16 protein-coding genes are annotated in these 20,888 nt (G+C 72.3%); 14 read left to right on the top strand and 2 right to left on the bottom strand.

Annotated features, from left to right (window positions below; translation table 11 throughout):
* The first annotated feature begins 43 nt into the window (after positions 1–43).
* From AVW09_RS15020 to AVW09_RS14955, 14 genes are all read left to right on the top strand, one after another.
* Positions 44–1,570, top strand: coding sequence for an ABC transporter substrate-binding protein (locus tag AVW09_RS15020; RefSeq protein WP_063258830.1), 1,527 nt, complete (start codon positions 44–46; stop codon positions 1,568–1,570).
* 61 nt (positions 1,571–1,631) lie between these two features.
* On the top strand, positions 1,632–2,573 hold the full coding sequence (locus AVW09_RS15015) for an ABC transporter permease (protein ID WP_063258829.1): 942 nt from the start codon (positions 1,632–1,634) through the stop codon (positions 2,571–2,573).
* A complete protein-coding gene (locus AVW09_RS15010; protein WP_063258828.1) occupies positions 2,570–4,432 on the top strand; it encodes a dipeptide/oligopeptide/nickel ABC transporter permease/ATP-binding protein in 1,863 nt (620 codons plus the stop codon). The genes AVW09_RS15015 and AVW09_RS15010 overlap by 4 nt, the downstream gene beginning before the upstream one ends.
* A complete protein-coding gene (locus tag AVW09_RS15005) occupies positions 4,429–5,262 on the top strand; it encodes an ATP-binding cassette domain-containing protein (RefSeq protein WP_063258827.1) in 834 nt (277 codons plus the stop codon). Before AVW09_RS15010 ends, AVW09_RS15005 begins: the two co-directional genes overlap by 4 nt.
* A 195-nt stretch (positions 5,263–5,457) precedes the next feature.
* A complete protein-coding gene (locus tag AVW09_RS15000; protein ID WP_231901859.1) occupies positions 5,458–7,740 on the top strand; it encodes a beta-glucosidase in 2,283 nt (760 codons plus the stop codon).
* A complete protein-coding gene (locus AVW09_RS14995) occupies positions 7,737–8,861 on the top strand; it encodes a serine hydrolase domain-containing protein (RefSeq protein ID WP_063258825.1) in 1,125 nt (374 codons plus the stop codon). Before AVW09_RS15000 ends, AVW09_RS14995 begins: the two co-directional genes overlap by 4 nt.
* Positions 8,858–10,372 carry a glycoside hydrolase family 43 protein gene (locus tag AVW09_RS14990; RefSeq protein WP_063258824.1) on the top strand — a complete coding sequence of 505 codons (1,515 nt, stop codon included), beginning with the start codon at positions 8,858–8,860 and terminating at the stop codon, positions 10,370–10,372. The genes AVW09_RS14995 and AVW09_RS14990 overlap by 4 nt, the downstream gene beginning before the upstream one ends.
* The gene (locus AVW09_RS14985; protein ID WP_063258823.1) at positions 10,369–13,185 is read left to right on the top strand and encodes an alpha-L-rhamnosidase; all 2,817 of its coding nucleotides are present in this window, start codon (positions 10,369–10,371) and stop codon (positions 13,183–13,185) included. The genes AVW09_RS14990 and AVW09_RS14985 overlap by 4 nt, the downstream gene beginning before the upstream one ends.
* Positions 13,186–13,200: 15 nt before the next feature.
* Positions 13,201–14,991, top strand: coding sequence for a DUF5605 domain-containing protein (locus AVW09_RS14980; protein WP_063258822.1), 1,791 nt, complete (start codon positions 13,201–13,203; stop codon positions 14,989–14,991).
* A complete protein-coding gene (locus tag AVW09_RS14975; protein WP_063258821.1) occupies positions 14,988–15,743 on the top strand; it encodes an SDR family NAD(P)-dependent oxidoreductase in 756 nt (251 codons plus the stop codon). The genes AVW09_RS14980 and AVW09_RS14975 overlap by 4 nt, the downstream gene beginning before the upstream one ends.
* Positions 15,744–15,873: 130 nt before the next feature.
* Positions 15,874–16,281 (top strand): DUF4383 domain-containing protein, encoded by a 408-nt coding sequence (locus tag AVW09_RS14970; protein WP_063258820.1) that lies wholly within the window; start codon positions 15,874–15,876, stop codon positions 16,279–16,281.
* A gap of 2 nt (positions 16,282–16,283) precedes the next feature.
* Entirely contained in the window at positions 16,284–16,805 is a 522-nt protein-coding gene (locus AVW09_RS14965) for a hypothetical protein (RefSeq protein ID WP_063258819.1), read from the top strand.
* Positions 16,806–16,929: 124 nt separating this feature from the next.
* The gene (locus AVW09_RS14960) at positions 16,930–17,754 is read left to right on the top strand and encodes an oxygenase MpaB family protein (RefSeq protein WP_442922750.1); all 825 of its coding nucleotides are present in this window, start codon (positions 16,930–16,932) and stop codon (positions 17,752–17,754) included.
* A gap of 198 nt (positions 17,755–17,952) precedes the next feature.
* Positions 17,953–18,501 carry a J-domain-containing protein gene (locus AVW09_RS14955; protein ID WP_063258817.1) on the top strand — a complete coding sequence of 183 codons (549 nt, stop codon included), beginning with the start codon at positions 17,953–17,955 and terminating at the stop codon, positions 18,499–18,501.
* Positions 18,502–18,593: 92 nt separating this feature from the next.
* Here AVW09_RS14955 and AVW09_RS14950 read toward each other — a convergent pair whose 3' ends face one another.
* Positions 18,594–19,424 carry an aldolase/citrate lyase family protein gene (locus AVW09_RS14950; RefSeq protein WP_063258816.1) on the bottom strand — a complete coding sequence of 277 codons (831 nt, stop codon included), beginning with the start codon at positions 19,422–19,424 and terminating at the stop codon, positions 18,594–18,596.
* Positions 19,421–20,845, bottom strand: a complete 1,425-nt coding sequence (locus tag AVW09_RS14945) for a cation:dicarboxylate symporter family transporter (RefSeq protein ID WP_063258815.1) — start codon at positions 20,843–20,845, stop codon at positions 19,421–19,423. The genes AVW09_RS14950 and AVW09_RS14945 overlap by 4 nt, the downstream gene beginning before the upstream one ends.
* Between the last annotated feature and the right edge of the window lie 43 nt (positions 20,846–20,888).

Here is a 20,888-nt window from a genome sequence, read left to right as displayed (position 1 = left end):
CAGGGCCACTCACCCGAGCCCAGCCAGAGAGAAGAGGACAAGGATGTTCCGATGGAAGGCCACAGCAGCCCTCGCCGTCGTCGCCGCGCTGACCCTGAGCGGATGCGCCGCTGACAACACCGGCGGCGGAAGCGGCAACGGAAGCGGCGGACAGCTGACGCTCGGCGCGATCGCCGCGCCGACCAGCTACGACATCGGCGCCGGCGCCGAGTACGGCAACCGCAGCCCGTTCTTCCAGGCCGTGTTCGACACGATCCTGCAGAAGAACGCCCAGGGCGAGATCGAGCCTTGGCTCGCTACGGAGTGGGAGTACAACGCGGACAACACCGTCCTGACCCTCACACTCCGCGACGACGTGACCTTCTCGGACGGCACCAAGCTCGACGCCGACGCCGTGGTCAAGAGCCTCGAGCGCTTCCGCGACGGCACCTCGCCGCAGGCCGCGACGCTCGCCGGCAAGACCTTCGCCGCCCCGGATGCCACCACGGTGACCATCACCCAGTCGGCGCCGGACCCCTCGCTCATCAACCTGCTGTCCATCGCGCCCGGCCTGGTCGAGGCGCCGTCCTCGTTCGACAACCCGGACGTGTCCACGAACCCCGTCGGCTCGGGCCCCTACATCCTCGACACCGCCTCCTCGGTGACGGGCACCACGTACAACTACACGGCGAACCCCGACTACTGGAACAAGGACGCCGTCAAGTACGACAAGCTCACGATCAACGTCTTCGACGACACCACCGCCATGATCAACGCGATCAAGGCCGGCGAGCTCAACGGCGCGAAGGTCGCCGACAACAACACCATCACCGAGGTCGAGGGCGCCGGCTGGACCATCGAGTCCAACGAGCTCGACTTCCAGGGACTCCTGCTGCTCGACCGCGCCGGCACCATGGCGCCCGAGCTCGGCAACGTCAAGGTGCGCCAGGCCATCAACATGGCGTTCGACCGCGACGCGCTGCTGCAGTCGCTGCAGACCGGCTACGGCACCGTCACCGAGCAGGTCTTCCCCGCGACCTCGGTCGCGTACGACGCGTCGCTCGATTCGACGTACAAGTACGACCCGGCCGCGGCGAAGAAGCTCCTCGCCGACGCCGGCTACCCGAACGGGTTCACGCTGAGCATGCCGACCACCCCGGCGTTCCAGCAGACGTTCGACCTGGTCGCCCAGCAGCTGTCCGACATCGGCATCACCGTGAACTACACCGACCCCGGTGCGGCCAACTTCATCGCGGACATGCTCGCGCCGAAGTTCCCGGCGACGTGGATGGCGCTCGAGCAGAACCCGGACTGGCAGCTGATCAACTTCATGATCGCGCCGAACGCCACCTTCAACCCCTTCAAGTCGGAGGACCCGAAGGTCGACGCGCTCATCTCGACGATCCAGACCGGCTCGCAGGCGGAGTCCGACGCCGCCCTCAAGGAGCTCAACAAGTACATCGTCGACCAGGCCTGGTTCGCCCCGTTCTTCCGCGTGCAGGGCACCTTCGCCACCGACCCGAACACGAACCTCGAGTTCTGGCCGACCAACGCCTACCCGTCGATCTTCGACTTCTCGCCGAAGAACTGACCCACCGACCGGGCCCACCCGCACGCATCGGGTGGGCCCGGTCCGCCCCGAGGGACCACACATGTTCGCATTCATCGTGCGCCGGCTCCTGTCCGGCGTCGTCCTCGTCGCCGTCATCTCCCTGCTGGCCTTCACGCTCCTCTACGCCGCGGGCGGGGACATCGCCCGCCGCATCCTGGGCGAGACCGCCACCGCCGAGACCGTGGCCAAGAAGACCGCGGAGCTCGGTCTCGATCGGCCGCTGTGGACGCAATACACCGATTGGGTCGGCTCCGCACTGACCGGCAACCTCGGACGGAGCTGGTTCAACGGCGAGCTCGTCTCGACGAGCGTCTCCGGACGCCTCGGGGTGACGCTCTCGATCGTGATCGGCGCCACGCTCGTGTCCGCCATCCTCTCCGTGCTGTTGGGCGTCCTCGCCGCACGCCGCGGAGGGGCGGTGGATGCCACGGTGCAGTTCCTCTCGCTCGTCGGTTTCGCCGTCCCGGGCTTCCTGATCGCCCTCGTCCTGGTCCTGGTCTTCGCGGTGAACCTCGGCTGGTTCAAGGCGACCGGCTTCACGCCGATCACGACCTCCGTGACCGGCTGGCTCTCCTCCGTGATCCTCCCCATCGCCGCGCTCTCGATCGGCGCGATCGCGACGGTGGCTCAGCAGGTCCGCGGGTCCGTCCTGGATGCCACGTCGCGCGACTACGTCCGCACGCTCCGCTCCCGCGGTCTCAGCGAGCGCTCCGTCATCTACACGCATGTGCTCCGCAACGCCGGCGGTCCGGCGCTCGCGGTCCTCGCCGTGCAGTTCGTGGGGCTCCTCGGCGGCGCCGTCATCGTCGAGCAGATCTTCGCGATCCCGGGCATGGGGCAGCTGAGCGTCCGCGCGACGACCCTCGGCGACATCCCGGTCGTCATGGGCCTGGTGATCGCCTTCGCGATCATCGTCGTCGTCGTCAACCTCCTCATCGACCTGGCCCAGGCGGCCCTCAACCCGAAGGTGCGACTCGCATGACCGCCATCGCCGTCCCTCCCGCCGTTCCCGTCGCCCCCGTCCGGGTCGCGCTGTTCCGTCGGCTCGTCCGCCGGCCGGTCGGCCTGGTGTCCCTGGTCTTCCTCGCGATCGTCGTCGTCCTGACCTTCATCGGTCCGCTCGTGGCCCCGCAGGACCCGAACTTCGCCGACATCCGCAGCATCCTGTCCGGACCGAGCCCCGCGCACCTCCTGGGCACCGACGGGAGCGGTCGCGACGTGCTGTCGCGCCTGCTCGCGGCGACGCAGACGAGCATCGCGGCCGCCCTCGTCGCGGTCGCCGTGGCCGTCCTGATCGGCGTGGTCAGCGGCCTCGTCGCCGGGTACTACCAGGGCTGGTTCAACACCGTCGCGACGTGGGTCACCGAGCTGACCATGGCCCTCCCCGGCATCGTCGTGCTGCTCGCCGCGCGCGCCGTGCTCGGACCCTCGGTGTGGCTGTCGATGGTCATCTTCGGCATCCTGCTCTCCCCCGGTTTCTTCCGCCTCGTCTTCGCCTCGGTCACGGCCGTGCGCGGCGAGCTCTACGTCGACGCGGCCCGCGTGTCGGGACTGAGCGACGCGCGCATCATCGGCCGGCACGTGCTGTCGGTCGTGCGGGCGCCCATCATCATCCAGGCGGCGATCGTCTCGGGCATCGCGATCGCGATCCAGTCGGGGCTCGAGTTCCTGGGGCTCGGCGACGCGAACGTCCCCACCTGGGGATCGATGCTCACCGACGCCTTCAAGAACATCTACAAGAACCCCGTCGGCCTGGTGTGGCCCTCGCTCGCGATCGCCCTGACCTGCATCGCGCTGACGCTGCTGGCCAACGTCCTCCGCGACGAACTCGAGCGCACGGTCACGGTGCGTCGGCGCCGCCGTCGCGCGGTGTCGAGCCGCACCGGCTCGATCGCGGCCGTCACCACCTCGGTCTCGCTGAGCGGCGGCGACGTCGTCGACCCGGACGAACTCCCGATCGTCGAGAGCGACGTGATCGTCCACGCCGACGACACGCGGAGCAAGGCGACCGACACGCTTCTGCGCGTCCGCGATCTCCACGTCGGGTACGACCAGGCGGACGGCTCGCACATCGAGGTCGTCCACGGCGTCTCGCTCGACGTCCGCCGCGGCGAGGTGCACGGCCTGATCGGCGAGTCCGGTTCGGGCAAGTCGCAGACCGCGTTCGCCGTCCTGGGCCTCCTTCCGCGGGGCGGCTCGGTCACCGCCGGCTCGATCCTCTTCGACGGCACCGACCTGGCGGACGCCGACGAGAAGGTCTACGGCGGCGTGCGCGGCAAGCGCATCGCCTACATCCCGCAGGAGCCGATGAGCAACCTCGACCCGTCCTTCACGATCGGCAGCCAGCTCGTCGAGCCGCTGCGCAAGAATCTGGGGCTGTCGAAGAAGGAGGCGCGCGAGCGCGCGCTCGCGCTCCTCGCCCGCGTCGGCATCCCCGACCCGGCGCGCACGTTCGACGCGTACCCGTTCGAGGTCTCCGGCGGCATGGCGCAGCGCGTGCTGATCGCCGGCGCCGTCTCGACCGATCCCGAGCTGATCATCGCCGACGAGCCCACCACCGCCCTCGACGTCACCGTGCAGGCCGAGGTCCTCGACCTGCTGCGCGACCTCCAGGAGGAACGTCACATGGCGATGCTGCTCGTGACGCACAACTTCGGCGTCGTCGCCGACCTCTGCGACCGCGTGACGGTCATGCAGAACGGCGTGTTCGTCGAACAGGGCCCGGTTCGGGCGATCTTCACCGAAGCGCAGCACCCGTACACACGGGCGCTGCTGGACGCGATCCTCGACGAGGGTCCGGCACGGCCGCCGCTGGGCGCCGAGGAAGGAGTACGGGCATGACCGCTCCGCTGCTCACGGTCGACGACCTGGTCGTCGAGTACCCGGGCAAGGGCTTCCGCGCACAGCCCTTTCGGGCGCTCAAGGGAGTGTCGCTCGACATCCTGCCCGGCGAGACGATGGGCCTGGTCGGCGAGTCCGGCTCGGGCAAGACGACGCTCGGGCGGGCGGTCCTCGGACTCGCCCCGGTCAGCGGCGGCACCGTCACCTACGACGGCCGCGACATCTCGCACCTCGGCCGCGCCGCGCGGCGCGCGCTGAGCTCGGAGATCCAGGTCGTCTTCCAGGACCCGTACTCGTCGCTCAACCCGTCGATGACGATCGAGCAGATCCTCGCCGAGCCCCTCACGGCGTCGGGCGTGGCCGGGTCGGAGGCGCGGTCCCGCGTGCGCGACCTGCTCGATCAGGTGGGTCTCCCCTCGGACGCGCGCAGCCGCCTCCCGCGCGAGTTCTCCGGCGGACAGCGTCAGCGCATCGCGATCGCCCGCGCGCTGGCCCTGCGGCCCAGGCTCATCGTGTGCGACGAGCCCGTCTCCGCTCTCGACCTGTCGACGCAGGCGCGCGTGCTCGACCTGTTCATCGACATCCAGAACCGCACCGGGGTGGCCTACCTCTTCGTCACGCACGACCTCGCCGTCGTGCGGCACATCAGCCACCGCGTCGCCGTGATGTACAAGGGCGAGATCGTCGAGACCGGTCCCGCCGACCGCGTGACGTCCCAGCCCGAGCACCCGTACACACAGCGACTCTTCATGGCCGCGCCCGTCCCGGACCCCGACCGGCAGGAGGAGCGCCGCTCCGCCCGCCGTGCGCTCCTCGCCGCATCGGCCTGACCGCCCCGGCATCCTGCCCGACTCCTCCCCTTCGCACCCGGAAAGAACATCGTGACCCTGCCTTCTGTCGCCGCGCCCACGACCGCCCACCTCCTCCCCCTCCTGGAGAAGCTGACCCTCGAGCAGAAGGCGGCCCTCGTGCAGGGCGCCGACTTCTGGACGACGGTTCCGCTGCCGGAGATCGGTCTGCGGGCCATGACCCTGTCGGACGGTCCCGCCGGGGTGCGCGGGCCGCGGTGGGACGAGCGCGAGCCGTCGCTGAACATGCCGTCCGGCTCGGCCCTCGCGGCCTCGTGGGACGTCGAGCTCGCCTACCGCTACGGCGCGGCCGCCGCCGCGGAGGCGCGTCGCAAGGGCGTCGACGTCGTGCTCGGACCGACGATCAACCTGCACCGCTCACCGCTCGGCGGCCGACACTTCGAGTGCCTGAGCGAGGACCCGGAGCTCTCCGCGGAACTCGGTGCGGCCTATGTCCGCGGCCTGCAGGACAACGGCGTCGCCGCCACGCCGAAGCACTACGTCGCGAACGACTCCGAGACCGACCGCTTCACGGTCGACGTGCAGGTCGACGAGCGCGCTCTGCGCGAGCTGTACCTCGCGCCGTTCGAACGTGCCGTGGAAGCCGGCGCCTGGTCGATCATGAGCGCGTACAACTCCGTCGACGGCGTGACGATGACCGAGAACGACCTCCTCGAGACGCCGCTGAACTCCGAGTGGGGCTTCGACGGCGTCGTCATGAGCGACTGGACCGCAGTGCGCTCGCTGGACGCCGCCACCGCCTCGCAGGACCTGGCCATGCCGGGCCCCGCTCCGGCGTGGGCGGATCTCGCCGACGCCGTCCGCGACGGACGCGTCCCCGAGGCCGACCTCGACCGCAAGGTCCTGCGCATGCTGCTCCTGGCCGAGCGCGTCGGAGCGCTGGGCGACGCCCCCGCGATCGAGCCCGCTCCCCTGGATGCCACGGCCTTCGCGCGCGAGTCGGCGGTCGCCGGCACGGTGCTGCTCGCCAACGACGGCATCCTGCCCCTCGACCCCTCGACGATCGGCTCGATCGCCGTCATCGGCCAGAACGCCCGCGACGCCCGCACGCAGGGCGGCGGCAGCGCGACGGTCGTGCCCGAGCGCATCGTCTCGCCCCTCGACGGCCTGCGCCGCGCCTACGGATCCGACCGCGTCACCTACGAGCTCGGCGCCGTCGTGCAGGAGGGCGTGGCCGAGATCCCGCTCGCGCAGCTGCGCAACCCCGCGACCGGGGACCCCGGGATGCGGGTGACGTTCGTCGGCGAGGACGGTCGCGACCTCTACGCCGAGGACCGCCGGGCGACCGCGCTGGTGTGGTTCGGCGGCGACGCCCCGATCGCGCAGTCGCGCACCGTCGTTCTCGAGACCGTCTACACGCCCGAGACGAGCGGCGAGATCCAGCTCGGCTTCGCCGGCGCGAACGCGGGCCGTCTCTTCCTCGACGGCGCCCTCGTCCTCGACGACACCCCCGTCCTCGCCGGGACCGATCTCGGGGCCGCGTTCCTGAACCCGCCGTCGCTCACCGTCGCGGTCCGTACGGAGGCGGGGCGCGAGATCGCCGTCCGCGCCGAGTTCGCGCGGAACGACGAGGCCGGCATCCCCGGCGCGATGAGCGTCACGCTCGGCATCGCCCCGGAGAACACGGATGCCGACGAGCTCATCGCCCGCGCGGCCGCCGCGGCCGCCGCGGCCGATGTCGCCGTCGTCGTGGTCGGCACCAACTCCAAGGTCGAGTCCGAGGGCTACGACCGCGAGTCGCTCGACCTCCCGGGGCGGCAGGACGACCTCGTGCGCGCCGTGGTCGCCGCCAATCCGCGCACCGTCGTGATCGTCAACGCCGGTTCCCCCGTCGTGCTGCCGTGGGCGGGCGACGTCGCGGCCATCGTCCAGGGCTACTTCGGCGGCCAGGAGTTCGGCACCGCCCTCGCCGACGTCCTCACCGGTGCCGCCGAGCCCGGCGGACGCCTCCCCACGACGTGGCCCGCCACGCTCGCGGACGTCCCCGTCCAGGACGTGACGCCCCGGGACGGCGTGCTGCGCTACAGCGAAGGCATTCACATCGGATACCGCGCGTGGCTGAAGTCCGGAGTCCGTCCGGCCTTCCCGTTCGGTCACGGCCTGGGGTACACCACCTGGGCGTGGGACGGCGCCGAGCGCGACGGCGACGACGTCGTCGTGACGCTCACCAACGCCGGGGCGCGCGCCGGCGGCCAGGTCGTCCAGGTGTACGCCGAGCGCGCGGCATCCACGGTCGACCGTCCCGTCCGGTGGCTCGTCGGTTTCGCCGCCGTCCGCGCGGATGCCGGTGAGACGGTGACCGCGCGCGTGTCCGTGCCCCGTCGCCGACTGGCCCACTGGGATGCCGGGTGGGAGGTCGAATCCGGGACCTACACGCTGCGCGTGGGAGCGTCCGTCGCGGAGACGCCGCTCTCCGTGGCGTGGGAGGTCGAGGGATGACCGGCCTCCTGCACGGCTCCATCGACCCGCGCCTCGCGGCCGCGCGCGACCGCCTGGAGGCCGCGCTCGCGGCCGACCCGGACCTGTCGTTCCAGGCCGCGGCGTTCCACCGCGGCACGCCCGTGCTGGACGTGTGGGGCGGACCGCACCTCGGTGAGGACAGCGTCCTCGTGCCCTACTCGGTGTCGAAGAACACGATCGGCATCACCGTCGGCCTGCTGGTGGAACGGGGGCTGCTCGACCTCGACGCCCCGGTCGCGCGGTACTGGCCGGAGTTCGCCGCGTCCGGGAAGGCCGCCGTCACGGTGCGCCAGCTGCTCTCGCACCAGGCCGGACTCCCCCAGGCCACCCCGGCGCTCGACTTCGTCGACATGCTCGACCAGGAGTCCGCGGCGGCGAGCCTGGCGGCGAGCGTGCCGTTCTGGCATCCGGGAAGCGCCTTCGGCTACCACGCCACGACGATCGGAACGCTCGGCGCCGAACTCGTGCAGCGTGCGAGCGGCCGGTCGATGCACGCCTTCTACGAGGAGGAGATCCGCGCGCCGCACGGTGTCGACTTCTTCCTCGGCCTCCCCGCCGACCAGGAGGCGCGGCGCGTCGACGTCCTCCCGATGATCCCGCCCGCGACCGGGGTCGGCGAGCGCCGCGCCACGCCCCTCGGCGCCCTCGTGTTCGGCCCGGGACGCTCGAGCGTCGACATGGCGAACGACCGCCGCAGCTGGGGCTACGGGCACCCAGCGACCTCGGCGACGGGGAGCGCCCGCGGCATCGCGCGCCTGCTCGCGGCCGCCGTCACCGGCGTCGAGGGAGTGGCGCCGTTCCTCTCCGCGGAGACGGTCGCGGCGATCGGGCAGCAGCAGGTGCGCGGCTTCGACGAGGTGCTCGGCCAGCACGACCGCGCCCACGGGATCGTGTTCCAGAAGCCCTCGGCCGCGATGCCGTTCGGCGGACCGCGGGCCTTCGGGCACGACGGCGCGGCGGGCTGCTTCGCGTGCGTCGACCCCGACACCGGCGTCGCGTTCGCGTGGACGATCGTGCGCGGCCCGTGGCCCGGCGGCGGTGATCCGCGCGCGATCGCCCTAGCAGCGGAGATCGGGCGCGTCCTGGGAGCCGGCGCATGACCGATTACCCCAACCCCCTGATCCCCGGCTTCCACCCCGACCCGTCGGCCGTGCGCGTCGGCGACGCGTGGTATCTGGCGACCTCGACGTTCGAGTACCTTCCCGGCATCCCGATCCACCGGTCCACCGACTTCGTCACGTGGGAGCTCATCGGCCACGTCGCCACGCGTCCCGGGCAGCTCGGTGTCGAGGACGTGCGCACGGCGGGTGGCGCGTGGGCGCCGACCCTGCGCCACCGCGACGGCGTCTTCCACCTCGTCGTGACGGATGCCATGGGCCGGGGCATGCTGCACTTCACCGCGACCGACCCCGCGGGGCCGTGGAGCGACGGCGACCTGATCACCGACTCGGCGGGCCGGGCCTCGCTCGACGGCATCGACCCCGACATCGCGTGGGATGCCGACGGCGTCGCGATCATCACGTACTCGGGGCTGATCCTCGGCGGCGAGGGGGCCGGCCGGCACCTCGGCATCCTGCAGGCCCGGGTCGACCTCGGTACGCACCGCGCGCTCGAGGAGCCGCGGTCGCTGTGGTCGGGCACCGGCGGGCAGTTCCCCGAGGCGCCGCACCTCTACGAGATCGACGGGCGCTGGTACCTGCTGATCGCCGAGGGCGGCACCGAGCGCGGACACGGCGTGTCCATCGCCCGCGCGGACCGCCCCGAGGGGCCCTTCGAGACCGGACCCGCGAACCCGATCGTGTCGGCGCGGTCGACGATCCGCCCCGTGCAGAACACCGGCCACGGCGACCTCGTGATCGGCCCGGACGGCGAGTGGCTGTGCGTGCTGCTGGGCGTGCGCCCGCGCAGCATGACGCGCGCGTTCTCCGCGCTCGGACGCGAGACGTTCGTCACCCGCGTGCGGTGGCACGCGGACGGCTGGCCCACGATGGAACCGGTCGGGCTGAACCCGCGTCCCGGAACGCACGTCGAGGCGACGTTCTCGCCCGACACCCCGCTGGACGGCGAGTGGATCACCCCGCGCCGGCTGCCGGAGCAGGTGTCCGACCGCACGACCCGCCCCGGGTGGCTCGTCCTGCGCGCCGACGGGTCGACGCTCGACGACCCGCGACCGGTGTTCGTCGGTCGTCGCCAGGAGCACCTGACGCAGTCGACCTCCGTCGACCTGGACTGCACCGCCGGAATCGGCGGGCTGGCCGTCCGCTACGACGAGGACTTCCACGTCGAGGTCGAGGCGGGCGGCGGTCGCGTCGTCGCCCGCGCGAACGTCGCGGGTCTCGTCCAGGAGTGGGTGGCATCCGTCGACGCCGACCGCGTGACGCTGCACATCGACTCGCGCCGGCCCGAGACCGAACAGGGTTTCGCCCGCACGAGCGACGTCTTCCATTTCGCGGCCACGGTGGCGGGCCGCCGCATCGATCTCGCCGACGTCGACGGCAGGTTCCTGTCGTCGGAGACGGCGGAGTCGTTCACCGGCCGCGTCATCGGCGTGTACGCCCGCGAGGGACGAGTGGATGCCACGAACTGGATCTCCGAGGGGAACGACGAATGAGCGAGGCAGAGGTGACGCTCCATGCGGAGCTGCGGGAGGACACCGTGTTCGTCGCGGTCGCCCGCCCCCGCCTGTCGTGGCGCGTGCGGACGGAGACGCCGGACTGGCGTCAGGTCCGCGCCGAGCTGACGGACGGCATCGACACGATCGCCGCCGAAGGCGACGACGCGGTCCTCGTGGACTGGCCGTTCCGCCCGCTCGCCCCGGGCGAGCGCCGCGACGTGCGCGTCCGCGTCACGGGAACCGACGGCGGGACGAGCCCGTGGAGCCCGCCCCGGCCGGTCGTCGCGGGGTTTCTCGGTGACGGCGAGTGGGTCGCCGAACCGATCGGTCTCGCGGACGCCTCGGTGCCGGCGCAGCCCGCCCTCGTGCGCACGACGTTCCACCTCGAGCGGCCGGTGCGCAGCGCCGTGCTGTTCTGGACGGCCCTGGGCGTCGCCGAGCCCGAGATCAACGGGACGCCCGTGAGCGACGACGTGCTGTCGCCCGGGTGGACGTCGTACCGCGACCGGCTCGTGCACGAGACGGTCGACGTCACCGCCCTCGTCGGCGCCGGCGAGAACGTCCTCGGTGCCACGATCGCGGGCGCCTGGTACACCGAGAAGTACGGCTTCTTCACGTTCACCGACCGCGTCTACGGCGACCAGCCGTCCTTCCTCGCGCAACTGCGCGTGACGTACGAGGACGGCGAGGTCGCGACGCTCGCCGCGACCGGCGCGGGGTGGGAGGCGTCCCCGGACGGGCCCGTCCGCGCGAGCGGCATCTACGCCGGCGAGGAACAGGACCTGGGCCGAACCGGCGAGACCGTCACGGCGGGCTCGCGGTGGGCACCGGCCCGCGTGGGCGCCGTCGCGCGCCCGGGCTACGAGACGGTGCCCGTGCCCGAGGCGCGGATCGCCCCGCCGGTCCGTCGCACGCAGACGCTGCACGTCCGGGCGCGCCTCACCGCGCCGTCGGGCGGCACGATCCTCGACTTCGGGCAGAACCTGGTCGGGCGTCTGCAGCTGCGGGTGCGCGGCGCCGCCGGTACCCGCGTCACGATCCGCCACGCCGAGGTGCTCGAGGACGGGGAGCTGGCGCTCCGCCCGCTCCGCAACGCCCGGGCCGAGGCATCCTTCCTCCTCTCCGGTGGCGACGACGTGCTCGAGAGCCGGTTCTCGTTCTACGGCTTCCGGTACGCGCAGATCGACGGGGTCGACGTCGACGATGCCGACGTCGAGGCGGTCGTGCTGCACACCGACCTCGTGCGCACGGGCTGGTTCGCGTCGTCGCACGCGCTGCTCGACCGCCTGCACGAGAACGTCGTGTGGGGCCTGCGCGGCAACTTCCTGTCGATCCCGACCGACTGCCCGCAGCGCGACGAGCGCCTCGGGTGGACCGGCGACCTGCAGGTGTTCGCGCCCACCGCGAGCTTCCTGTACGACAGCGCGGGGTTCCTCACGTCCTGGCTGCGCGATCTGGCGCTCGAACAGGAACGACACGACGGCGTCGTCCCCCTCGTCATCCCGGCGGCGCTGCCGTCCTTCGCCGGCGGCGGTCCCGTCGCGGCGTGGGGCGACGCGGCCACGGTCGTCCCGTCAGTGCTCTACGACCGCTTCGGCGACCGGGAGGTGCTCGCCGCGCAGTACCCGAGCATGCGCGCGTGGGTCGAGGCCGTCCGCCGCGACGCCGGCGAGAGCGGACTGTGGGCGGGGCACATGCAGCTGGGCGACTGGCTCGATCCGGCCGCCCCGCCCGACAAGCCGGGCCAGGCGAAGGTGGATGCCGACATCGTCGCGACCGCGTGCTTCGCGCGGTCCCTGCGGCTCGTCGCCGAGGCGGCCGGCATCCTGGGTCTCGACGAGGACGCCGCACTCTACGGCGACCTGGCGGATCGCAGCCGCCGCGCGTTCCGGGCGGAGTACGTCACGCCCGCCGGACGCATGATGAGCGACGCACCGACCGCCTACGCGCTCGCGCTCACGTTCGACCTCGTCGACGACCCCGCCACCCGGCAGGCCCTGAGCGACCGTCTCGCCGCGCTCGTCCGCGAGGGCGGGTATCGCATCGGCACCGGCTTCGTCGGGACGCCGCTCGTCGCCAACGCGCTCACCGACGGCGGCCACCTCGCCGCCGCCGAGCGCCTGCTGCTGCAGACCGAGTGTCCGTCCTGGCTGTACCCCGTGACGATGGGGGCCACGACCGTGTGGGAGCGCTGGGACAGCATGCTGCCGGACGGGTCGGTGAACCCGGGCGAGATGACCTCGTTCAACCACTACGCCCTGGGCGCCGTCGCCGACTGGCTGCACCGCACCGTGGCGGGCCTCGCCCCCGCCGCGCCCGGCTACCGTCGCGTGCGGATCGCCCCGCGCCCGCTCGCGTCGCTCGAGCACGCCTCCGCGCGGCACGAGACGCCCTACGGCGAGGCCGCGGTCGAGTGGCGTCGGGAGGGGGATGCCGTGCGCATCACCGCCGTGGTGCCCCCGAACACGACCGCCGACGTCGACCTCCCCGGCGTCCCGGCGGACGGGACGACCGTGCCGGCCGCCGTCGGTTCGGGAACGCACCGTTGGACGGTCGTCCTGCCCGCCGCTCCACCCGCTCCCCCGCTCCCGGGTCTCGAGGCGCCGCTCGCGGCCGTCATCGACGACCCGCGCGCGTACGCCGCGCTCCTCGAGACGCTCGCCGAGAGCGCCCCCGAACGCGTCGCGGCCGTGCGTGCCGACACCGTCTGGGGCGCGAACCGGCCGCTCGCCAGCGCCCTCATGTTCACCCCGCCGGACGTGCTCGACCGCGTCGATCACGCCGTCCGCGCCGCCACCGGCGCGGTCTGACCCGCAAGGACCGAAATGTTCGACCGCCGCTCCACCTTCGGCGAAGCCCTGGACCACCCCGGCGCCCGTGCCGTGCTCGAGCGCTTCCTCCCCGGCGTCGCCGCCTCCCCGATGGCGACGCAGTTCCGGGGCGGCCGCCTCGGCCAGCTCGTCGCGATCGTGCCGAGCCTCGAGGACCCCGACCACCGCGCACGGTTCTGGGCCGCGCTCGCCGAGATCGGCGACGGCGATGAGCGGCCGCCCTACGCCCCGGCCATCGCGCCCTCGCCGACCTACGAGGGCGACGAGGTCGCGCGCGGCTCCGCGCGTGTGCGTCCCGTCGCCGCGACGACCCTATGGGGCGTCCTCGAGGTACGCGTCGACGGCCCCTCGCACGGCAACCCGTTCGTCGACGTCGACGCGCACGCGACCTTCCGCCGCCCCGACGGCTCGGCCGTCCGCGTCGGCGGGTTCTACGACGGCGACGGTGAGTGGGTGTTCCGAGCACTGGCGGACGCCGAGGGCACCTGGTCGTTCGAGACGGATGCCACGACCCCCTCGCTCGACGGCCTGACCGGAAGCGCGGACGTCGGGGGCCCGGCATCCGGCGCCCACGGTCCGGTGCGCGTGGACGGCTTCCACTTCCGACACGCCGACGGCGAGCGCCACCGGCCGTTGGGGACGACGGCGTACGCGTGGACGCACCAGCCGGAGGCGCTGCAGGAGCGGACGCTCGAGACGCTCGCCGACGGACCGTTCCGCAAGCTCCGCATGTGCCTGTTCCCGAAGTCGTACCTGTTCAATGCCAACGAGCCCGACGACTTCGTCTTCCCCGGATCGCTGGCCGACGGCTTCGACCTCGAACGCTTCGATCCGGCGCACTTCCGCCGGCTCGAGCGCCGCATCGCTCAGCTCGGCGCCCTCGGGATCGAGGCCGACCTCATCCTGTTCCACGCCTACGACCGCTGGGGATTCGCGGACCTCGGTCCCGCCGTGGACGACCGGTACGTCCGGCACGTCGTGCGCCGACTCGCGGCGTTCTCGAACGTGTGGTGGTCGCTCGCGAACGAGTACGACCTCGTCTGGAGCAAGGACGAGGACGACTGGGAGCGCCTCGCCGCGATCGTCGGCGAGGAGGACCCTTTCGATCATCTGCTCTCGATCCACAACTGCCGCCCGTTCTACGACTACGGCCGGCCGTGGATCACGCACGCGAGCGTCCAGCGCGTCGATGTCTATCGCACGGCCGAGAACACCGACGAGTGGCGCGAGCGGTGGGGCAAGCCCGTCGTCATCGACGAGTGCGCCTACGAGGGCGACATCGACCAGGGCTGGGGCAACGTCACCGGCGAGGAGATGACCCGCCGGTTCTGGGAGGGCGCGGTCCGCGGCGGGTACGTCGGCCATGGCGAGACCTACCTGCCCGCGCCGGTCGGCGAGGCGATCATGCCCGCGGCCGCCGGCTCCGACGACGAGGTGCTGTGGTGGGCGAAGGGCGGCGTGCTGCACGGCTCCTCCCCCGCGCGGATCGGCTTCCTCGAGCGCGTCCTCGCCGACGTCCCCGGGGGCGTGCTGGACCCCGCGCCGTCGGACTGGGACGTGCCGTGGGCGCAGTCGACGGATGCCACGGTGCGCGTGGCCTACTTCGGTTTCAACCGCCCGCGCTTCCGGACCGTGCTCCTCGGCGACGGCGAGTGGACCGTCGACGTCATCGACACGTGGAACATGACGATCGACCGGGTGGACGGCATCCATTCCGGGACGGTGCGCGTCGACCTTCCCGGTCGGCAGTACATGGCCGTGCGGGCGACGCGGGTGGACGCATGACTCGGCTGGAGGGCAAGACCGCGCTCGTCACGGGCGCCGCCCGCGGGATCGGGCTCGCGGTCGCGAGCCGCTTCGTCACCGAGGGAGCGCGCGTCGTGCTCGCCGACCGGGATGCCGCGGGGGTCGAGCGGGAGTCGGCGCGCCTGGGTCCGCGGGCCCGGGCGGTGGCGATGGACGTCACCGCCGAGGACGACGTCGCGGCGGCGTTCGCCGACCTGGCGGCAGCCGGATGGACCCCCGACGTGGTCGTCGCGAACGCCGCCGTGCAGCTCTTCGGCAGCGACGCCCCCATCGCCGACCTCGACCTGGCGGTGTGGCAGCGCACGGTCGACGTGAATCTCACCGGCACGTTTCTCACGGTAAAGCACGCCGTGCGCGCCCTGCTCGCTCGCGGGGGCGGCGCCATCATCCTCACCGGCAGCCCGACGGCCGTCAGCGGCGAAGGCAAGGACTTCACGGCCTACAGCGCGTCGAAGGCCGGAGCGCACGGACTGGTGCGCGCCGCCGCCGCGGCATATGCCGACCGCGGCATCCGCGTGAACACCGTCCAACCCGCTTACACCGAGACCCCGCTGGTGAGCGCGATCTCCGACGATCCGGCGGCGCGGTCGGCGATCGTCGGACGTATCCCCGTCGGTCGGGCCGGCACCGCCGACGACGTCACGGGCATCATGGTCTACCTCGCGAGCGACGAGGGGGCGTTCGCCACCGGCGGCACGTTCGTCGTGGACGGCGGAATGACGACGCTCTGATTCCGGGCAGAGCGCACGCGCTTACCGCATGGCATCCCGGCGTGCAAAGCCCAATCCGAAACACCCAGTGTCTCCGAAGATGTGTCAAAGGCGGCCGAGTGGTCGCTGCAAGAACTCTGGGAGGTTCATCATGAGCTCGTCACCGAACCGCATCGTCGCCACCGTCTTCGGTGCCGTCTACCTGCTCGTCGGTCTGCTCGGCTTCGCCGTCACCGGCGGCGTCGGCTTCGCCAGCAGCGAGGGCAACCTGCTGCTCGGCATCTTCGCCGTCAACCCGCTGCACAACATCGCGCACCTCCTCATCGGTGCCGCGCTGCTGGTCGCTGGTCTCGCCAACGCGCGTGCTGCCAAGGGCGTCAACACCACCGTCGGTGCGGTCTACCTGCTCCTCGGTATCGTCGGCTTCTTCCTCACGGGTCCGGCCAACATCCTCGCGCTCAACGTGCCCGACCACTTCCTGCACCTCGCGAGCGCCGTCGTGCTCCTCGGTGTCGGCCTCGGCGCCGAGCGCAACATCCCGCGCACCGCGGCGGTCTGACCGTGAACGCCGCGACCTTCGTCCGGTCGTGGCCCTCCGTGTCCGCATGGGGGGCCGGGCTGATCCTCGCTGCCCTCGGTGCGGGCGCAATCGTGGGACCGAGCTCCGGGGCCGCCTCGCGCGGCCTCGGAGCGGGTCTGGTCGTCCTCGGTGTCGGCGCGCTGGTCTGGGGCGGGGCCGTCCTCGCCCTCGGCCGGCTCATCGCTCCCCGGGCGACGCTGGTGGGGGTCCTCGCCGGCATCGTGCTGGCCGCCGCCCTCATGTTCGTCCTGCCCGCGCACACGAGCGTCATCGCGATCGCCGCGGCGGCGCTCCTCCTCATCGTCGTCGGCGCCTCCGTCGCCGGACGGGTGCGGCGAGCCGACACGGCCCCGCGCACCGCGCAGCCGATGAGCGTGATCGGCCTGCTGGTGGCCGCGTCGATCATCGCGGTCGTCGTCACCCCCGCTCTCGGCGCGACCCAGGATGCCGTGCTCATCCGCGACGACGGATCCGTGCCGGTCATCACCCACGAGGGCCACTGATCCGGCCCTCGCGCCGACCGGAGATGGCACGCTGGACAGCGTGACGTCCTCACCTCCGGTCCCGGCGCCCGTCGCACGGTTGCGTGCGAAGCTCCTCACCGCCCTCGCGGGCGACCCGACCGGCATGGCGCCGTACGTCCGGGCGATCGCCGAGGGCGACGACAGCGGCTACTTCGTCGAGAACGGTCCGGCGTGGACCGTCCATGCCGGAATGGGCACCCTGGTCGCCGGCATCCGTGCCCTTCTTCTCCAGGCGCTGCACCCCGGAGCGCTCGCGGGCGTGCACGACTGGTCGCGGTACCGCGAAGACCCGATCGGACGCCTCACCGGCACCGTCCGGTGGGTCATCACCCTCACGTACGGATCGAAAAGCCAAGCGGATGCCGAGACCGCCCGCGTCGGCCGCTTCCACCGGCGCGTGCAGGGGTCGTACGTCGCCGGCGACGGCGCCGAGCGCAGCTACACCGCCGAGGACCGCGACCTCGTGCGGTGGGTGCACATCGCCTTCACGGACGCGTTCCTCCGCAGCCACCAGGCGTACGGCGGACCGATCCCGGGCGGCGCCGACGCGTACGTCGCCGACTGGGCCACGGCCGGACGGCTCATGCGGATCCCCGACCCGCCGCTGACCGAGGCGGAGCTCCGGGCCGAGCTCGAGGGGTTCCTCGACCGCGGCGAGCTGCGCCGCGACGAGCGCGTCGACGACGTCGTGCGGTTCCTGCGGAAGCCCCCGTTCCCCGGAATGATGGGCGTGGCGTACCGCGTGCTGTTCGCCGCCGCCGTGGCGACGTTCCCGCCGCGCTTCCGGCGGCTCCTCGGGGTGCGGCGTTCCTGGCTGCCGGTGAAGACCGCGACCCGCCTGATCCTCCGCATCACCGAGCGGGCGCTCGGCTCCGGCCCGTGCGCGCAGGACATGGCGCGGCTGCGCCTCCGGCGCCTCGGTCTGTAGCCCGGCGGGGTGCGCGTCCCTCTAGGTTCAGTGTCCAAGACACGCGGACGCGCTCGCAGAGCATCCGCGTGTCTTGGACACTCAACCGGGGAGGACACGGCCGGACGCCCTGGCATCCCTCGATCGGCGACGGCGTCCGGCGCCACCCGCCCCACCCCGACGTAGCCTGGAATCACCCGAGCACACGGCGGAGGCGACATGGGCGACGACCCGAGACAGGCGGCGGAGCAGTACCGTCTGGACCGGCGGATGCGGGATGCCGGTCTGGAACCGGAATCCGCGAAGGCGCCGGCGCGCGGCTCGACGGCCGCCGAGCGGGCCGCGTTCGTCGAGACGTCGATACAGCAGGCGATCCGCCGCGGGGATTTCGACAACCTGCCCGGGGCCGGAAAACCGCTGCCCGACCTGGGCGGAAGTCACGACCCGGACTGGTGGATCCGCCGCAAGATCGAGACGGAGAAGCTGTCGGGGCTGGGGCCGCCCGCGCTGACGCTGCGGGTCGAACACGCCGAACTCGCGCAGCGGATGGACGCGATCTCGCGCGAAGCCGACGTCCGCGAAGCGCTCGAGGACTTCAACCGCCGCGTCATCGAAGCCCGCCGGCAGTTGCTCGGCGGACCGCCCGTGGTCACGCCGACGGTGGACGTGGATGCCGAGCTCTCGGCGTGGGCGTCCCGTCGCCGCGCTCGCGAGGCAGCTTCCGCCGCTGCGCCCCCGCCGCGTCGTCGTCGGTGGTTCGGGCGCTGACCTGCGGCCATCGCCCACGATCCGGTCGGGCGCCCACGGTCGGGTCGACCGGAGCGTGGGCGCTCGACCCGATCGTGGGCGTTCGGCAGCGGTCAGAGCCGCGCGAGCGCCTCGGCGCGGGCCACCAGCGCGCGGGCACGCGCCAGCGCCGGGGCGTACGAGCCGTCGACCGGGCCGTCGGGAACCGCCGAGAGGAGGGCGCGCGCCTCCGAGACCTCGGCCGGCGCGGGTGTGAAGCCGGCGTGGGCACCCGGGATCGCGGCATCCCGCAGCGCCAGCGTGCCCGTGAACCCCATCGCGGCGGCGTGCTCGGCGGCATCCCGAGCCTGCTCGACCGAACCGCACGGACCATCGATCGGTCCGGCGATCCGGGCGGCCGCCGACGCCACGACCAGCTGCGCCCGGGGCCACGACAGCGCGGTGCGGTCGTCCGCCATGCCGGTGTCGCGACGGAAGTCGCCGGTGCCGAACGCCAGGCGCCGCGTCGCGGGGTGCGCGGCGATCGCGGGAGCCGCGAGCAGTGCCGCGGCCGATTCGATCATCGCGACGATCGGCACACCCACCCGTCGGGATGCCGCGACGTGGGCGACGTCGGCGGGTCCGGCGCACATCGCCAGCACGATGCCAGCCAGACGATCATCCAGCTCGCGGCACAGCTCCAGGTCGGCTTCGCCGTCGGGCGTGCCCGCGGCGCTGATCCGCAGCCACACGGGCGCGGTCTCGGCGGCGCGGCGGGCGCGTTCGCGACCCTCGGTCTTGCGCGCGGCGGGCAGACCGTCCTCGAGGTCGAGGACCAGGACATCGGCCGCGCTGTCGCCGCCGGACGCCAACGGCGAGCGCAGCAGCCAGGTGCGGGCGAGGTCCACGCGCGCGGGGGCGGGGGCGGCCGAAGCCGCCCCCGCTGAGTGCTGCGTCAGACTCACGAACGGCTCCGGGCCGCCGCCTCCGCCTCCGCTTGGGCGCGGAAGGCGTTGAGCGCCTGCGTGTCCACCGACGCCAGAGCGGGCGCGGCGTCCGCCGCCGGGGTGGCGGCGTGGTCGTGACCGGTGAGGAGCGTCTCGTCGAAGGGGATGCGGCCCGCGAGGACCTCGCCGACGCGCTCGCGGTCGTACTGCTTGGTCCACGCTCCGATGAGGAGGGTCGCCACGGCGTTGCCGGTGAAGTTCGTGACCGCGCGGGCCTCGGACATGAACCGGTCGATGCCGACGATGACGCCGACGCCGTTGACCAGGTCGGGGCGGTAGGCGGAGAGGCCGCCGGCGAGCGTCGCGAGGCCCGCACCGGTGACGCCGGCCGCGCCCTTGGAGGCGATGATCATGAAGATCAGGAGGCCGATCTGCTCGGGGATCGACATCGGGGCGCCCATGGCGGTCGCGATGAACAGCGACGCCATCGTGAGGTAGATCGCGGTGCCGTCCAGGTTGAAGGAGTACCCGGTCGGGACGGTGATACCGACGACCGGCTTCGAGACGCCGAGGTGCTCCATCTTCGCGATGAGGCGCGGCAGCGCGGCCTCGGAGGACGACGTGCCGACGATGAGGAGGTACTCGCGGCCGAGGTACTTCATGAGGGAGAAGATGTTGACCCGCGTAACGGCGAACAGGAGAAGACCCAGGACCACGGCGATGAAGAGGAAGCACGTCAGGTAGAACGACCCCATCAGGATGCCGAGGCTGATCACGGCCCCGAAGCCGGTCTTGCCGACGACGGCGGCGATCGCACCGAAGGCACCGATCGGGGCGAGCCAGAGGATCATGCCGAGGATGCGGAACACGAGCACCTGGAAGTTGCGGATGCCCTCGACCATGCGCGCGCCGCGCTCGCCCATGCCCTGCAGAGCGAAGCCGACGAGGAGAGCGATGAAGAGCACCTGGAGGATGCTGCCGCCGGTGAAGGCCGAGAAGAACGTCGTCGGAATGATGCCCAGGATGAAGTCCTGCGTCGTGGTCGCTTCGGGGACGGCGTCGTACTGGGCGCCCGCGATGTTCAGGCCCTCGCCGGGGTGGATGATGTTGCCCACCAGCAGGCCGATGCCGAGCGCGAAGGTCGACATCACGAGGAAGTAGACCAGCGCCAGGCCGCCGATCTTGCCGACGGTGGAGGCCTTGGCGATCGAGCCGATGCCCACGACGATCGTGCAGAAGATGACCGGGGCGATCATCATCTTGATGAGGTTGACGAAGCCCTTGCCGACGGGCTCAAGGCCGACGGCGAACTGCGGGGCGGCAAGGCCGACGACGATACCCGCCACGACGGCGACGATGACGGCGATGTAGAGCCAGTGGTTGCGGTCGACCTTCTTGCGAGGACGACCGTCGCGTGTGGTGCGGAGTGAGAGAGACATTCGCGACTTCCCCTTTTCTAACGTCTTTGTTGAGTCCGGCGGG

The organism is Microbacterium sp. T32, from assembly GCF_001619615.1.
GTDB lineage: Bacteria > Actinomycetota > Actinomycetes > Actinomycetales > Microbacteriaceae > Microbacterium.
This window is presented reverse-complemented; position numbering and strand designations above follow the sequence as displayed.